Origin of the sequence: Leifsonia sp. T36S-04, from assembly GCF_042465655.1 — a bacterium.
GTDB lineage: Bacteria > Actinomycetota > Actinomycetes > Actinomycetales > Microbacteriaceae > Leifsonia.
In genome coordinates, this window is record NZ_CP146286.1 from 1,604,613 (window position 1) to 1,618,641 (window position 14,029).

At 69.4% G+C, this 14,029-nt stretch carries 12 protein-coding genes; 3 read left to right on the forward strand and 9 right to left on the reverse strand.

Features of this window, described 5'->3' with window-relative positions; genetic code table 11:
- Nucleotides 1-19: 19 nt before the first annotated feature.
- Entirely contained in the window at nucleotides 20-493 is a 474-nt protein-coding gene (locus P3F85_RS07820) for an OsmC family protein (RefSeq protein ID WP_374010672.1), read from the reverse strand.
- Nucleotides 494-530: 37 nt separating this feature from the next.
- On the opposite strand from P3F85_RS07820, the gene gabT reads away from it, so the two are divergent.
- Together gabT and P3F85_RS07830 are read left to right on the forward strand one after the other, a co-directional pair.
- Complete coding sequence (gabT, locus tag P3F85_RS07825) at nucleotides 531-1,895, forward strand: 4-aminobutyrate--2-oxoglutarate transaminase (protein ID WP_374010673.1); 1,365 nt, start codon at nucleotides 531-533, stop codon at nucleotides 1,893-1,895.
- Nucleotides 1,896-1,909: 14 nt separating this feature from the next.
- Entirely contained in the window at nucleotides 1,910-2,905 is a 996-nt protein-coding gene (locus P3F85_RS07830; protein WP_374010674.1) for an asparaginase, read from the forward strand.
- 75 nt (nucleotides 2,906-2,980) lie between these two features.
- On the opposite strand, the gene P3F85_RS07835 is transcribed toward P3F85_RS07830, so the two are convergent.
- Genes P3F85_RS07835 through P3F85_RS07850 form a run of 4 tightly spaced genes read right to left on the reverse strand, consistent with a single transcriptional unit; the run spans nucleotide 2,981 to nucleotide 7,162 of the window.
- Complete coding sequence (locus P3F85_RS07835) at nucleotides 2,981-3,832, reverse strand: ABC transporter permease (protein ID WP_374010675.1); 852 nt, start codon at nucleotides 3,830-3,832, stop codon at nucleotides 2,981-2,983.
- A complete protein-coding gene (locus P3F85_RS07840) occupies nucleotides 3,829-4,749 on the reverse strand; it encodes an ABC transporter permease (protein WP_374010676.1) in 921 nt (306 codons plus the stop codon). The genes P3F85_RS07835 and P3F85_RS07840 overlap by 4 nt, the downstream gene beginning before the upstream one ends.
- Nucleotides 4,749-5,948, reverse strand: a complete 1,200-nt coding sequence (locus P3F85_RS07845) for an ABC transporter ATP-binding protein (RefSeq protein ID WP_374010677.1) — start codon at nucleotides 5,946-5,948, stop codon at nucleotides 4,749-4,751. Before P3F85_RS07845 ends, P3F85_RS07840 begins: the two co-directional genes overlap by 1 nt.
- A complete protein-coding gene (locus P3F85_RS07850; protein WP_374010678.1) occupies nucleotides 5,948-7,162 on the reverse strand; it encodes a PotD/PotF family extracellular solute-binding protein in 1,215 nt (404 codons plus the stop codon). Before P3F85_RS07850 ends, P3F85_RS07845 begins: the two co-directional genes overlap by 1 nt.
- Nucleotides 7,163-7,544: 382 nt before the next feature.
- Here P3F85_RS07850 and ald point away from each other — a divergent pair, with 382 nt between their 5' ends.
- Nucleotides 7,545-8,660, forward strand: coding sequence for an alanine dehydrogenase (gene ald, locus P3F85_RS07855; RefSeq protein WP_374010679.1), 1,116 nt, complete (start codon nucleotides 7,545-7,547; stop codon nucleotides 8,658-8,660).
- A gap of 103 nt (nucleotides 8,661-8,763) precedes the next feature.
- On the opposite strand, the gene P3F85_RS07860 is transcribed toward ald, so the two are convergent.
- From P3F85_RS07860 to P3F85_RS07875, 4 genes are read right to left on the reverse strand one after another with little or no spacing between them, the layout of a single operon-like run.
- Nucleotides 8,764-9,387: a zinc-ribbon domain-containing protein gene (locus P3F85_RS07860; protein ID WP_374010680.1), complete on the reverse strand. Its 624-nt coding sequence runs from the start codon at nucleotides 9,385-9,387 to the stop codon at nucleotides 8,764-8,766.
- Nucleotides 9,384-11,693, reverse strand: a complete 2,310-nt coding sequence (locus P3F85_RS07865; protein ID WP_374010681.1) for a transglutaminaseTgpA domain-containing protein — start codon at nucleotides 11,691-11,693, stop codon at nucleotides 9,384-9,386. The genes P3F85_RS07860 and P3F85_RS07865 overlap by 4 nt, the downstream gene beginning before the upstream one ends.
- Complete coding sequence (locus P3F85_RS07870) at nucleotides 11,693-13,033, reverse strand: DUF58 domain-containing protein (protein WP_374010682.1); 1,341 nt, start codon at nucleotides 13,031-13,033, stop codon at nucleotides 11,693-11,695. The genes P3F85_RS07865 and P3F85_RS07870 overlap by 1 nt, the downstream gene beginning before the upstream one ends.
- On the reverse strand, nucleotides 13,030-14,001 hold the full coding sequence (locus P3F85_RS07875) for an AAA family ATPase (RefSeq protein WP_374010683.1): 972 nt from the start codon (nucleotides 13,999-14,001) through the stop codon (nucleotides 13,030-13,032). Before P3F85_RS07875 ends, P3F85_RS07870 begins: the two co-directional genes overlap by 4 nt.
- Between the last annotated feature and the right edge of the window lie 28 nt (nucleotides 14,002-14,029).

Here is a 14,029-nt window from a genome sequence, read left to right on the forward strand (position 1 = left end):
GGGCGGACGGGACGGACGCTCAGGCGAGAGTGAGCAGCTCCGGGGCGTGGTGCACGGGGAAGTTGACGCTGGCGGCGATGAAGCACTTCTCGGAGGCGGGCCCGTGCAGCGAGGCGGCGAGCTCCTTCTGCGACGGGTCGGCGATCGTCACGCGCGGCCGGAGCGTCACCTCGGTGAAGTGACCGCCGCCGTTCCCGGTCTGCTCCATCGTGCCGGTGGCCGCATCCGTGTAGCCGACGACCACCACGCCCGCCCGCGCGGCCTCGGCGAGGTAGCTGAGCAGATGGCACTGGGACAGCGCGGCGAGCAGCAGCTCCTCCGGGTTCCAGCGGTCGCGGTCGCCGAAGAACACCCGGTCGGCCGAGCCCTCGATGGGCTGCTTGTCCGGGGCGCTCACCACGTGGTCCCGGCCGTAGTCCTTGTAGCCGCTGGTGCCCGTTCCGCGGTTGCCGGTCCACTGCAGGTCGATCGCATACGCGTGCTCGAGCTTCATGCTTCGATTCTTGCACCGCGGCTAGACTCGATTCACCATGACTGACACCGTGAGCACCCCCGCGCCCGTCTACTCCGTTCCACAAGAACGCCGTATCGTCACCGCCGTCCCCGGCCCCAAGTCGCAGGAGCTGCACCAGCGCCGCCTGGCCGTCGTGCCGACCGGCGTCTCCTCGGCCCTGCCGGTGTACATCGCCCGCGCCAACGGCGCCATCCTGGTCGATGTCGACGGCAACCAGTTCGTCGACTTCGGCGCCGGCATCGGCGTGACCACCGTCGGGCACACCGAGGCTGCCGTCGTGGAGGCCGCCGCCGGTCAGCTGCAGGACGTCATCCACACGCTCTTCACCATCACGCCGTACGAGGAGTACGTGCGCGTCGCCGAGCTGCTCGCCGAGCACACTCCCGGCGACCATGCGAAGAAGACCGTCCTGGTCAACTCCGGCGCCGAGGCCGTCGAGAACGGCGTGAAGATCGCGCGCAAGTTCACCGGCCGCCGCGCCGTCGCCGTGCTCGACCACGCGTACCACGGCCGCACCAACCTCACGATGGCCATGAACTACAAGGCGATGCCGTACGCGACCGGCTTCGGTCCGTTCGCCGGCGACGTCTACCACGCGCCCAACTCCTACCCGTACCGGGACGGACTGAGCGGCGCCGAGGCGGCCGCACGCACCATCGCGTACCTCGAGAAGGTCGTCGGCGCGTCCGACCTCGCCTGCCTCGTCGCCGAGCCGATCCAGGGCGAGGGCGGCTTCATCGTCCCCGCCGAGGGCTACCTCAGCGCTCTGCAGGAGTGGTGCACGGCCAACGGCGTCGTCTTCATCGCCGACGAGATCCAGAGCGGGATGGCGCGCACCGGCGCCCTCTACGCGAGCGAGCACTTCGGGGTCGTCCCGGACATCGTGCTGAGCGCCAAGGGCATCGCCGGTGGCCTGCCGCTGGCCGCGGTCACCGGGCGCGCGGACATCATGGACTCGGCCCAGCCGGGCGGCCTCGGCGGCACCTTCGGCGGCAACCCCGTCGCCGCGGCGGCCGCGATCGCCGTCTTCGAGACGATCGAGCGCAACGACCTGCTCGCTCAGGCGCGCCGCATCGAGAACGCCCTCAAGCCGGCGCTGGAGAAGCTGCAGCAGAAGTACGACAACATCATCGGGGACGTGCGCGGCATCGGCGCAATGATCGCCGTCGAACTGGTGCAGCCCGGCACCGCGGGGACCACCAAGGAGCCGAACCCGGACGCGGTCAACGCGATCGTCGCGGCAGCCGCCCAGCAGGGCATCCTGTTCCTCAACGCCGGCACGTGGGGCAACGTCCTCCGCTTCCTGCCGAGCCTCGCCGTGTCCGACGAGCTCATCGCCGATGCCGTCTCGGTCATCGACGAGGCCATCGCTGCGCTGTGAGCGCCGGATCCACCATGGCAGCTGAAGTCTTCTCGGTCGACGAGTCGGTGGAGCTGGCCGTCGTCGAGCGAAGCGGGTTCGTCGAGTCGCGGCACGCCGGTTCGGCCGTCGTGCTCGGGCCGGACGGCACGGTCGTGCGCACCCTCGGCGCGCCGGAGCGCCCGGTGTTCCCGCGCTCGAGCATGAAGCCGTTCCAGGCCGTTGCGGTGATGGGGGCCGGGGTTCCGCTGGAGGGCGCGAGCGCGGTGCTCGCGACGGCCAGCCACGCGGGGACGCCGGCGCACCTGTCCGTCGTGCGCAAACTGCTCGCGCAGGCGCAGCTGACGGAGGACGCGCTCCATTGCCCGGCCGACTGGCCGCTCGATACCGCCGCCCGGGACGACCTGGTCCGCGCCGGTGAGCACAAGCATCCCCTGTACATGAACTGCTCCGGCAAGCACGCCGCCATGCTGCTGGCCTGCCGGGTGAACGGCTGGCCCACCGAGAGCTACCTGGACCCGACGCATCCCGTGCAGCAGCACATCCGCGACACGATCGAGCGGCTGACCGGTGAGAAGGTCGTCGCGACCGGCGTCGACGGTTGCGGGGCGCCCGTCCACGCCATGTCGCTGATCGCGCTCGCCCGCGGCATCCAGCGGATCGCGACGGCGTCGGACGGATCGCCGTTCGCCCTGTTCCGCAATGCGGCCCTCCTCAAGAACGCGGTGCTCGCCGATGGCTGGGCGATCGACGGTCCGGGACGGGCCAACACCGTCGTCATCGACGAGCTCGGTGTGTTCGCCAAGGGCGGCGCCGAGGGCGTCATGGTCATGGCGGCGCCCGACGGCACCACGGTGACGCTGAAGATGCTGGACGGAAGCCTCCGCGCAGCGTCCATCGTCGCCCTGCGCCTCCTCGCCGACGCCGGAGCCCTCACCCACGACGCCGTCGACCGCGTCACCCCCCACCTCGACCTCACCGTCCTGGGCCGAGGCACCCCCGTAGGCACGATCCGCGCCTCCTACACCTGACCCACTAGCCGCCGAGCACAGGAAAAGTGCGCGATTTCAGGTCGAAATCGCGCACTTTTCCTGTGCTCGACGGCGTTAGCGGCGCGCGAGGCGGCGGGCGCGAGCCGCGGCGGTCAGCTGGGAGATGAGGACCACGAGCAGGGTGAGGATGAAGACCGCGCTCGCGATCACGTTCGCCTGGGCCGGGATGCCACGGCTCGCAGCGATGTAGATGTACATCGGGAACGTGGTCACCGCCCCCGCGTTGAAGTTCGTGATGATGAAGTCGTCGAAGCTGAGCGAGAACGACAGCAGCGCCGCCGACAGGATTCCGGGGAGCAGCAGCGGGAACGTGATCCGCCAGAACACGGCGTTCGGCGACCCGTACAGATCCCGACCGGCCTCCTCCAGCGCCGGGTCGAGGGAGGCCACCCGCGCCTTCACGGTCACGACCACGAAACTGATGCAGAACATCACGTGGGCGATGATGATCGTCAGGAACCCCTTGTTCACGCCGAGGCTCAGGAACTGGGCGGCGAGACCCGCACCGAGCACGACCTCCGGGCTCGCCATCGGCAGGAACAGCAGCAGGCTGGTCTGCGACCGGAACCGGAAACGGTAGCGCATCAGGGCGATCGCGATCATCGTCCCCAGCGTCGTCGCGATCACCGTCGAGATGATGCCGATCGTGATGCTGGCCGTGAACGCGTCGCAGATGCCCGCCGCGTCGCACACATTCGTCCAGTTCCGCAGCGTGAACCCGCGCCACGCGATGTTGTTCTTGATCGCGTCGTTGAACGAGAAGATGAACGTGTAGACGATCGGGATGAGCAGGAACGCGAGCGCGAGGAACGCGTAGACCCCGAGCCCGATCCCCTTGTACCGCCGCCGGCCCTTGGTCGCGCTCGGCGGTGTGGTCGTGTCGGTCGGCGTCACCATCGTGGTCACAGCAGGTCCTCCGTTCCGCTACGGCGCACATAGGCGCCGACGATGACGAGGATGACCGCCATCAGGATGACCGACATGGATGCCGCGGCCGGATAGTTCTGCAGCACCAGGAAGTTGCTCTCGATGACGTTACCCATCATCGAGGTGTCCGCGGCGCCGAGGAAGTCTTGCGACGCGTTGATGTAGTCGCCCGCCGCCGGGATGAACGTCAGCAGCGTCCCGGAGACGATCCCGGGCAGCGAGAGCGGGACCGTCACCTTGCGGAACGTCGTCCACGGGCTCGCGTACAGATCCTGCCCCGCCTCCAGGAGGCGCGTGTCCTGCCGCTCCAGCGTCGCGTACAGCGGGAGGCACATGAAGGGGATGAAGTTGTACGTCAGGCCGAAGATCACCGAGAACGGTGTGCCGGTGATATGGGCGTCCGGGGGCAGGATGGAGACCGCCTTCAGCGAGCTCGCGATCCACCCGTCGTCGCTCAGGAGCGCCTTCCAGGCGAGCGTCCGCAGCAGGAAGCTGATGAAGAACGGCGCGATGACCAGCGTCATCAGGAGGTTCTGCACGAGCGGACGCCCGCGCATCGTGACACCGATGAAGTAGGCGAGCGGGTAGCTGATGACCAGCGCAGCGGCCGTCGCGATGAGGGCGTACCCGAACGAGCGGAGGATCTGCGGCCAGTACTCGGACAGCGAGTCGGTGTAGTTCTGCCACTGGAAGGCGGTCTGATATTGACCGATGTCGCCGTCGACCACGGGCGCCTGGAAGGACGTGATGATCAGCGAGACGAGCGGCGTGAGGAAGAACAGGACGAGGTAGAGGATGCCCGGCAGGAGCAGAACGAGCGCGATACCGCTCTTGCGGCGGACCGCGGGCTCCTGATCCTGAGTCGGCGGCGCCCCCGTGAATGCGGCGAGGGCCATTACGCCTCCTCCAGCTCCGTCAGCATCCGCTCCCTGGCCTGCGCGGCGATGGCCTGGGTGTCCGCATCGTCCTCGAACCGGCCGTCGGCGGGCGGCTCGTCGGCGAGCACGAACGTGTGCTCGGCGTCCCACGCGACCCAGACTTCCGAGCCAAGGCCTGCGACCGGGCCGCTCGTCGTGTTCTGCGCGAAGACGACGACCGTTCCGACGCCGCGCACATCCACCAGGTACTGGGTGCTCACTCCGCTGAACGAGACGTCGGTCACGCGCCCCGGGCCGAGCCGGTTCGCGCCAGACGGGATGGTCGCAGGCGTGGCGTGCAGCGTCAGCTTCTCCGGGCGGACGCCGACGGTCACGAATCCGCTCGTGCGCTGGGCGCGCGAACGCGGCACCTGGATGCGCTCTCCCCCGACATCGACGCCGAGAGTCTCCGCTCCTGACTCCTGGATGGGGCCGGCGAACAGGTTCGACTGGCCGAGGAAGTTCGCGACGAACACGGTCGAGGGCAGCTCGTAGAGCACCTCCGGAGAGCCCATCTGCTCGATGCGGCCCTTGTTCATGACCGCAACGGTATCGGCCATGGTCATGGCCTCCTCCTGGTCGTGCGTGACGTGCACGAAGGTCAGGCCCACCTCGGTCTGGATGGACTTCAGCTCCAGCTGCATCTGCCGGCGGAGCTTGAGGTCGAGGGCACCGAGCGGCTCGTCCAGCAGGAGCAGTGCGGGCCGGTTCACGACGGCCCGCGCCAGCGCGACGCGCTGCTGCTGACCGCCGGACAGCTGAGCGGGGCGCCGCGCCGCCAGGTGGTCCAGCTCCACCAGCCGGAGTGCCTCGTGGGCCTTGCCGACCGGGTCGCTCATGCGCCGGCGACGGAGCCCGAACGCGACGTTCTCGAGGATCGTCATGTGCGGGAACAGCGCGTAACTCTGGAACACCGTGTTGACGGGACGCTGGAACGGCTTGGTGCGCGTCACATCCTCACCGCCGATCAGGATGCGGCCCTCGGTCGGCTCCTCGAGCCCGGCCACGAGCCGGAGCGTCGTCGTCTTGCCGCACCCGCTCGGGCCCAGGAGGGCGAAGAACGAGCCGGCGGGAATGGTGAGGTCGAGCTGCTCGATCGCGGTGAATCCGGGGAACCGCTTCTTGAGGCCCTCGAGGCGCAGATCCGCGCCCGACTCGGCGAAAACTCCCTTGGCCATCAGGCCCCCAGGATCACTTTCTGGAACGCCGCCTGGTACTTCTGCTCCTCGGCGGGCGTGAGGGTGCGGAAGACCTTGACCGTGCTGAGCGTCTCCTCGTCGGGGAAGATAAGCTGGTTGTCGGCGAGCTCCGGGTCGATCTTGGTGGCCGCCTCCTTGGCACCCTGCACCGGAGTGATGTAGTTCACCCACGCTGCGACCTCCGCCGCGACCTCCGGCTGGTAGTAGTAGTCGATCAGCTTCTCGGCGTTCGCCTTGCGGGTCGAGCCGATCGGGATGACGAAGTTGTCGCTCCACAGGGTGCCGCCGGCCTCCGGGATGGCGAACTGCCAGTTGTCGCCGGCCTCGGCGTTCAGCTGCGTGATGTCGCCGGACCAGCAGATCGCGGCGAGCGTGTCGCCGGACTTGAGGTCGTTAAGGTACGAGTTGCCCTTGATGTTGCGGATCTGGCCGTCGTTGACATGCTTCGTGAGCGTGTCGATGCCCTTGTTGAAGTCGTCGTCGCTGAACTCCTTGGAGATGTCGACGCCCTGCTGCATCAGGATGAGACCCATGGTGTCGCGCATCTCGCTCAGCACACCGACCTTGCCCTTGAGGTCCGACTTCCACAGGTCGTCGACCGACTTCAGGCCGTTGGGCAGCTTCTCCTTGTTCCAGCAGATGCCGGCGAACCCGCTCTGCCATGGGAGGGACTTCTTGCGGCCCGGGTCGAAGTCGACATCGCGGAGGTTCGCGACGAGGTTCTTCTTGTTCGGGATGGCCGACTCGTCGAACGACTGGACATAACCCAGTCGGATCCAGCGCGCGATCATCCAGTCGGTGAGACAGACGGTGTCGGCGCCGATGTCCTTGCCGAGGGCCAGCTGGTCCTTCACCTTGGCGTAGTAGGTGTTGTTGTCATCGACGGCCACGTCGTACTTGACCTTGATGCCGCTCTGCTTCTCGAACGCCTCCAGCGTCGGGTACTTGCCCGCGTCATCCTGGTCGAGGTACGCCTGCCAGTTGGCCCACGTCAGGGTCTTGTCCGACGCGGACTGGTCCTTGGCGGGGGTCGGCTTGTTCGAGGCGCCGCCGGTGGAGCAGGCGGCCAGGGCCAGGGCTGCCGCGCCGGCTCCCGCGCCGGCGAGGAGGCCGCGACGCGTCAGCTGGGACGCGCGCGCCGACTGGACGAGCTGGCGGATCATCGGGTCTTGCGGGAGGTTGCTCGGTTTCACTGCGGTGCTCCTTGGGGGGATCGAACACGGACCACGGGCGACGGCTCGGCGGGCGGCACACCCTCGTGCCGTCGCGGTGGACCGATCCTGACATAGACCGTCGCGATCCGCATCAGAAAGGGGCCGGATCGTCCATTCGGAAACACAATCTTTACGAAATCAGTGCCGGATCGGTCGAAACGCCCGGGAAACCGCAGACGAGGCGTTCTGCTGCAGGTCGCTCGCGCGGGTGCCATGCGACGGTCCGGGAGGGCTGCGGAATACGTCTGCCACGATCTCCCCCACCCGCGAAATCAGCAATGGATCGGCGAGATTCCTATCGAAATCCTCCGTGAACCTCGCTAGGGTGAAAGCGAACCACATGTCGAGTCGAAGGAGCCCCATGAAGGTCGCGATCCCCCGCGAGATCAAGAACAACGAGTTCCGGGTGGCGATCACCCCGGCCGGCGTGCACGACCTGGTCGGCGCCGGGCACGAGGTGTTCGTCGAGACCGGCGCGGGCGTCGGGTCCTCCATCCCGGACGACCTGTACGCGGGGGCGGGCGCGACGATCCTTCCGGATGCGGCGGCGACCTGGGCGGCCGGCGACCTGATCCTGAAGGTGAAGGAGCCGATCGAGAGCGAGTACGGCTACTTCCGTCCGGGCCTCGTCCTGTTCACCTACCTCCACCTCGCGGCGGACGAAGCCCTGACCCGGGCTCTCATCGACGGCGGTGTGACCGCGATCGCCTACGAGACGGTCCAGCTCCCGACGCGTGCGCTCCCCCTGCTCGCCCCGATGAGCGAGGTGGCGGGCCGGCTGGCCCCGATCGTCGGCGCGAACACCATGCTCAAGCCGAACGGCGGCCCCGGCCTCCTCGTCCCGGGCGTCCCGGGCACGCATCCGGCCGTGGTCACCGTGCTCGGCGGAGGCGTCGCGGGCACCAACGCGACCTCTGTCGCGGTCGGGCTCGGTGCGGAGGTCACAGTGCTCGACACGAACATCCAGCGGCTGCGGGAGCTCGACGCGCTCTACGCCGGTCGCATCAAGACCATCGCCTCGAACAGCTTCGAGATCGAGAAGGCCGTCGTGGCCTCCGACCTCGTGATCGGCTCCGTCCTGGTGCCCGGCGCCAAGGCGCCGAAGCTCGTCACGAACGAGCTGGTGTCGCGGATGAAGGCGGGCAGCGTCCTCGTCGACATCGCGGTGGACCAGGGCGGCTGCTTCGAGGACTCACACCCGACGACGCACGCCGACCCGACGTTCACCGTTCACCAGTCGGTGTTCTACTGCGTGGCCAACATGCCGGGTGCGGTGCCCCACACCTCCACCTATGCGCTGACGAACGCGACCCTGCCGTACGCCCGGGCCATCGCGAACCGCGGCTGGCAGGAGGCGCTGCGCGCCGACGCGTCGCTCGCCCTCGGACTCAACGTGCACGCTGGCCGCGTCACTAACGAGGGCGTCGCCTCCGCCCACGGCCTCGACTCCGTCTCCGTCGCCGACGCTCTCGCCTGACCTCCCGTAGCCGTCGAGCACAGGAAAAGTGCGACCGATCAGCCCGATCGGTCGCACTTTTCCTGTGCTCGGCGGCTACGGGGGCAGGGCAGGGCAGGTCAGGTCAGGAGACGTCGAACCATTGGTCGCCGATTTCTACGCGGGTGCCGCGCGTGACGCGGTAGCGGCGGCCGGCGTCGCATTGGCGCGCGACACCGCCGAGGGGATGCGCCACCGTGCCGTTGCCGGAGTAGCGGTCGCAGATCCACAGCTCGTCGCCCTCGAGACCGAACTCGAGGTGGGTCTTCGAGACGCTGCGGGTCGGGTCGGAGACGACCACCAACTGGTCGACGTGCTCCCCCGGCTGCGTGATCGGGCGACGCCCGACCAGCCCGGAACCGGACACCTCGACGACATCGCCGGTCGAGAAGCTCAAGGTGAAGGAGCGACGGGAGGCCGGACGGGCGCGCGGCGCCGCGTCCACCGAGACGATCGTCATGGCCTGCGTGGGCGGCAGGCCGTCCTCATCGAGTTCCGACTGGTCGCGCTCGAGGTCGGCCGGGAACCGTCCTGCGACCGCCGGCGCGGGCGGGCGCTCGGCGACGCGGTCCGAGATGATCGACGTGTCCGACGGTCGCGGGTCGGCGACTTCGGGCGCGCGCAGACGGGAGGACGTGACCGAGCTGCCGCACATCGGGCAGAACAGGGTCCCCTCGGCCAGCTCCGCTCCGCACACGCGACAGTTCATCGGCTCCGTCCCTTTCCGCTTCCCCTCCCACGGTAGCCGAGCGATCGCAGCGAGACGGCCGCAAGCAGTCCCTTCCACCGCGTGTCGCGTTTCGCGAGCTGCCCGCGGAGGTCGTCGACCGCCTTCCACACCGATTCCGCTTCTGCGGGGGTCGGCGCGACGCCGCTGAACGTGGCGCGGTCGGCGACTTTCGCGAGGGCGTTCGCCCGCGCTCCGCCGATCGTGTCGGCGAACTCGACCCGGGTCGCCGCGGGCGGCGGATCGTAGCCGTGGTCGACGGCGGCATCCGCGAACTCGCGCCACCCTCCGACGATCCGCTCGCGGGCCGTCGCGGCGGACCGCCGCAGCACCCGCCGCCGCCACTTGGCCGCCAGCACAGCGAGGAAGGGAGACGCCAGGAGCGCCAGGACCAGCAGCGACCAGCCGACGATCACGAGAATGGCGAGCAGGGTCTCCAGCACGGGATCGGTCCGGTGCTGATCGGACGGGTCCACCTGCGCCTGCGGGGGTTCGTCGTTGCGCTGCGGGTTGTCGTCGACCGGCGGCTGGACGTTCGTCTGCGGGCGGGAGATCTGGGTCGGCTGGTCCGGTTGCTTCGGCGGCACCGGCCGCACCGGCGGTGTCGGGTCGACGGTGACCCATCCCTTGTTCGTCTGGACCTCGATCCACGCCGAGATGTCCGAGCCGGTGAACGTGACGGCGGACCCCGTCACGTCCTTCGGAGCGACGAAGCCGACGGTGACACGGGCGGGGAAGCCCAGCTGGCGCGCCATGAGCGCCGCGGTCACGGCGTACTGCTCCTGGTCGCCGAGCATGGGGACGTCCGTCAGCAGTTCGGTGATGCGGTCCGCGCCGTGGCCTGAGCGGCTGGCCGGTTCCTTCGGCCCGATGCCGTGGCTGATGTAGCCGTCCTGGGCGAGCCCGCGGAGCGCGGCCGCCAGCTTCGGACCGGCGCCCGAGACACCCGCGGTGTACTTCTGCAGCGCGGACTGGAGCTCGTCCGGGATGACGGACGGGCGCGGCACAGAGTCCGTTCCGGGCTGGACCTTCTGCAGCTGAGCCGCCGTCAGCAGCGGCTTCACCACCGACTCCTGGACGTACGTGTCGCCGTTGTGGAGCGCGGTGGTGACCGCCCCGGTGCCGGTGACGTCGTTGTAGAAGAAGGCGCCCGCGAGGCTCCCCGCACGCGGGCCGGAGAACTGCACCTGCTCGAGCTGCCCGCTCCCCGGCAGCCACGGTCCGCGGTAGTCGCGGACCACCACGGTCGTCGTCGTGCGCTTCCCCGCCGTGGCACCCTGGTCGAGGCGGTACGGCACCCGTGTGAACGAGCCCGATGCGCTCGTCACGTCGCCGCTGCCGACGGAGTACGTCACTCCGTCGTAGGTGTCGAGGGTGGCGATCCGCAGCCGGTGGTCGGAGGGAAGCCCGTTCACCGTGAGCATCGGCTCGTCGGCCTTGGCCGGCTCCAGGTAGGCACGGAAGCCGCTCAGCGGGCTCGGATAGGCGCGCGGGTCGAAGGGTTGCTCGACGGCGGTCCGCACGACCTCGCGGTCCCGCGCGGGCGGGAGGAGGGCGGCTGCGGCGACTCCGCCCGCCGCGGCGGCGATGAGCATGACGGTCGCGCCGGCCGTCGTCAGCAGGGCGGTTGAGCGCCGCTCGCTGCGCGACTCGACCAGCAGACCGCTCTGCTCCCGGAGGGTGCGGACGGCGGCCGAGCGACGCTGCAGCCGGAAGCGGATCAGCCACGCGAGGATCACCACGAACAGGGCGAGCAGGAGCAGCAGGGGCACCGGGGTCACCGAGGAGCCGAGCAGGATGCCGGCGATCACCAGCAGCACGGGCGGGAGGACCGCGAGCTCCGGGCGGGACGAGCGCAGTGCGATCGTGACCGTCAGCACCGTCACGAGCAGGGTCAGCAGGAACGCAGGCACCAGCAGCGCCTGGTACGACCCGACCGGGATGCTGATGGTCACCAGCTGCTTCCAGCTCAGCCACGTTCCCTCGATCAGATCGACGAAACCGGGACCGCTGGGGAGCAGACCGCCCGCGGCCGCCTCGGACGGCACCGCGAGCTGGACGCCGGTGCCCAGGTAGATGGCGACCACGAGCGCGGCGATCACGATGCTCGGGAGGCGCCACGCCCATCCGGCCACAGCGACCGCAGTCCCGAGGAGAAGGCTCGCCACCAGCATCACGACGAAGGACGTGGACTGGTACACGGGCCAGAAGGACCAGGCGCCCAACGCCACCGCCGCCAGGGCGAAGGCGACGTCGATGAGGACGCGGGCGGAGCGACGGACCGGCATCAGACGGCCAGACGCTTCGCGAGGCTGCGCTGGAGATCCTCCAGGTAGCCGATGGTGAGGACGCTGAGGTCGGCGACCCGACGGAGCGACGGGACCGCTCCCTCGTCGCAGACGATGGCGACCACATCCACTCCCAGCGGGAAGTGCGCAGCGGCCGCCCGCAACTGCGACGCGGTCGGGGTGGATCCGCAGATCAGGAAGGCGATGGAGATGCCGGCCGCATCGTCCGATGCCACCTGGGCGAGTTCGGGCAGGCGCAGGGCGGAGTCGGCCGTCTCGACGCCGGAGAGGTCGTCGAGGAGCCGACCGCGGTTGATCGTGCTGAGTCGCCGGACCGTGAACACCATCCGCTTGGCGAATTCGGGCGTCTCGGCGCTCGCGACCACCGACACGGTCCGCGAGTCGAGCATCGCGCGGACGCCCAGCGACCCCGTTGCGCTCACCGCCAGCTCGAACTCCTCCTCGCTGGCGTAGTCGGCCGCCGAGAGGCTGAGGGCGACCAGCAGGTGGCTGCGCCGGGTCTCCTCGAACTGACGGACCATGTAGCTGCCGGTCTTCGCCGTCGACTTCCAGTGGATGTAGCGGCGATCGTCGCCGGGGACGTACTCGCGCAGGGCGTGGAATGCGATATCGCTCGACGTCAGGTCGCGCGTGGGCGAGCCCTCCAGGTCGCGGACGAATCCCGTGCTCATGCTGGGGATGGCGATGGTGCGGGGATGGACGAACAGGTCGAGGGAGTCGGCCCAGACGACCTCGCGCCGCAGCAGCCCGATCGGGTCGGCGCGCACCGTCCGCACCGGTCCGATGGGGACGATGCCCCGCCGGCTGGTCGGCACGACGAAGACGTCCGAGTGCTCCTCCGCCGGCGCGAGGGACGGCGCTGCGAACTCGGCCAGACCGTGCCCGACCGGCACCTCCACGCGTACGCCGGGCAGCCTCCGGCGCAGCGGGTTGCGCACCGACACCTCGCCGGGTGCGCGGTCGCCGACGACGACACGGTTGGCGGGCAGCGAGAGACCCACGTCGTACGCCGTCCGCCCGATCAGGTAGCCGGATGCGACCACGAGGAGCACCACGGCGGTCCAGCCGGCGACGACCGCCTCGATCCAGCCCCAGACGTACCCGGCGGTGATCGCGAGCACCGCGACGACGAGGATCGACCAGCCGAGGGCGGTCACCACCGCGCCAACGCGCCGGGCGAGCGTTGCGACGGCACGCCCAGCGGTGCTCGATGTGCGGACGATCCACACGATCGCGTCCGCGAGGAAGCCCTCGCGCTCGCCCACGATTCGGGCGCGCGCGTTGGTCAGCTCGGTCTGCGAACGGGTGACGGTGGTCACACGGCGGCCCGATCGCTCGGCGGTGGCGTCTCGATGAGCAGCTGACCGATGAGGCTGGATGCGCTGACGCCCTCGAACTCCGCTTCGGGGTCGAGCACCAGGCGGTGGGCGAGCACGGGCTCGGCCAGGGCCTTCACGTCGTCCGGCGTCACGTAGTAGCGGCCGGATGCCGCCGCGAGGGTCTTCGAGGCCCGCAGCAGCGCGAGCGCTCCACGCACGCTGACGCCCAGCCGGATCTCGTCCGCGGTGCGGCTGGCCTCGACCAACCGCGACACGTAGTCGTTGATCGTCGGGTCGACGTGGACGCCCCGCGCCATCGTGCCCATCTCCACGACGGTCGCGGCGGAGATGACCTCGGGGACGACGACCTCGTGCGCCTTGCGCTCGGAGCCTTCCAGGATGCGCAGTGTCGCCTCGTGGTCGGGGTAGCCGATGGATGCCTTCATCAGGAACCGGTCGAGCTGCGCCTCCGGCAGGCGGTAGGTGCCCGCCTGCTCGATCGGGTTCTGGGTCGCGATCACCATGAACGGGGCGCCCACGGAGTGGCGCACGCCGTCCACGGTGACCTGCTGCTCCTCCATCACCTCGAGGAGCGCCGACTGGGTCTTGGGGCTGGCGCGGTTGATCTCGTCGGCCAGTACGATGTTGGCGAATACGGGCCCGCGATGGAACTCGAAATTACCGGTGCGCTGGTCGTAGATGTTGACGCCGGTGATGTCGCCGGGCAGCAGGTCGGGAGTGAACTGGACGCGGTTGGTCGTTCCGCGGACGCTCTCCGCGATGGCCCGCGCGAGCGACGTCTTGCCGGTTCCCGGGAAGTCCTCGAGGAGGAGGTGCCCCTCACTGAACAGCGCTGTCAGCGCCAGCCGGATCACGTGGGTCTTGCCGAGGATCACGCGGTCGATGTTCCCGACGAGACGGTCGAAGACGCCGGAGAACCATCCGGCTTGTTCGGGGGTCATCGTCATGCTCCGGCCTCTTTCGGTTCGGGGCGCG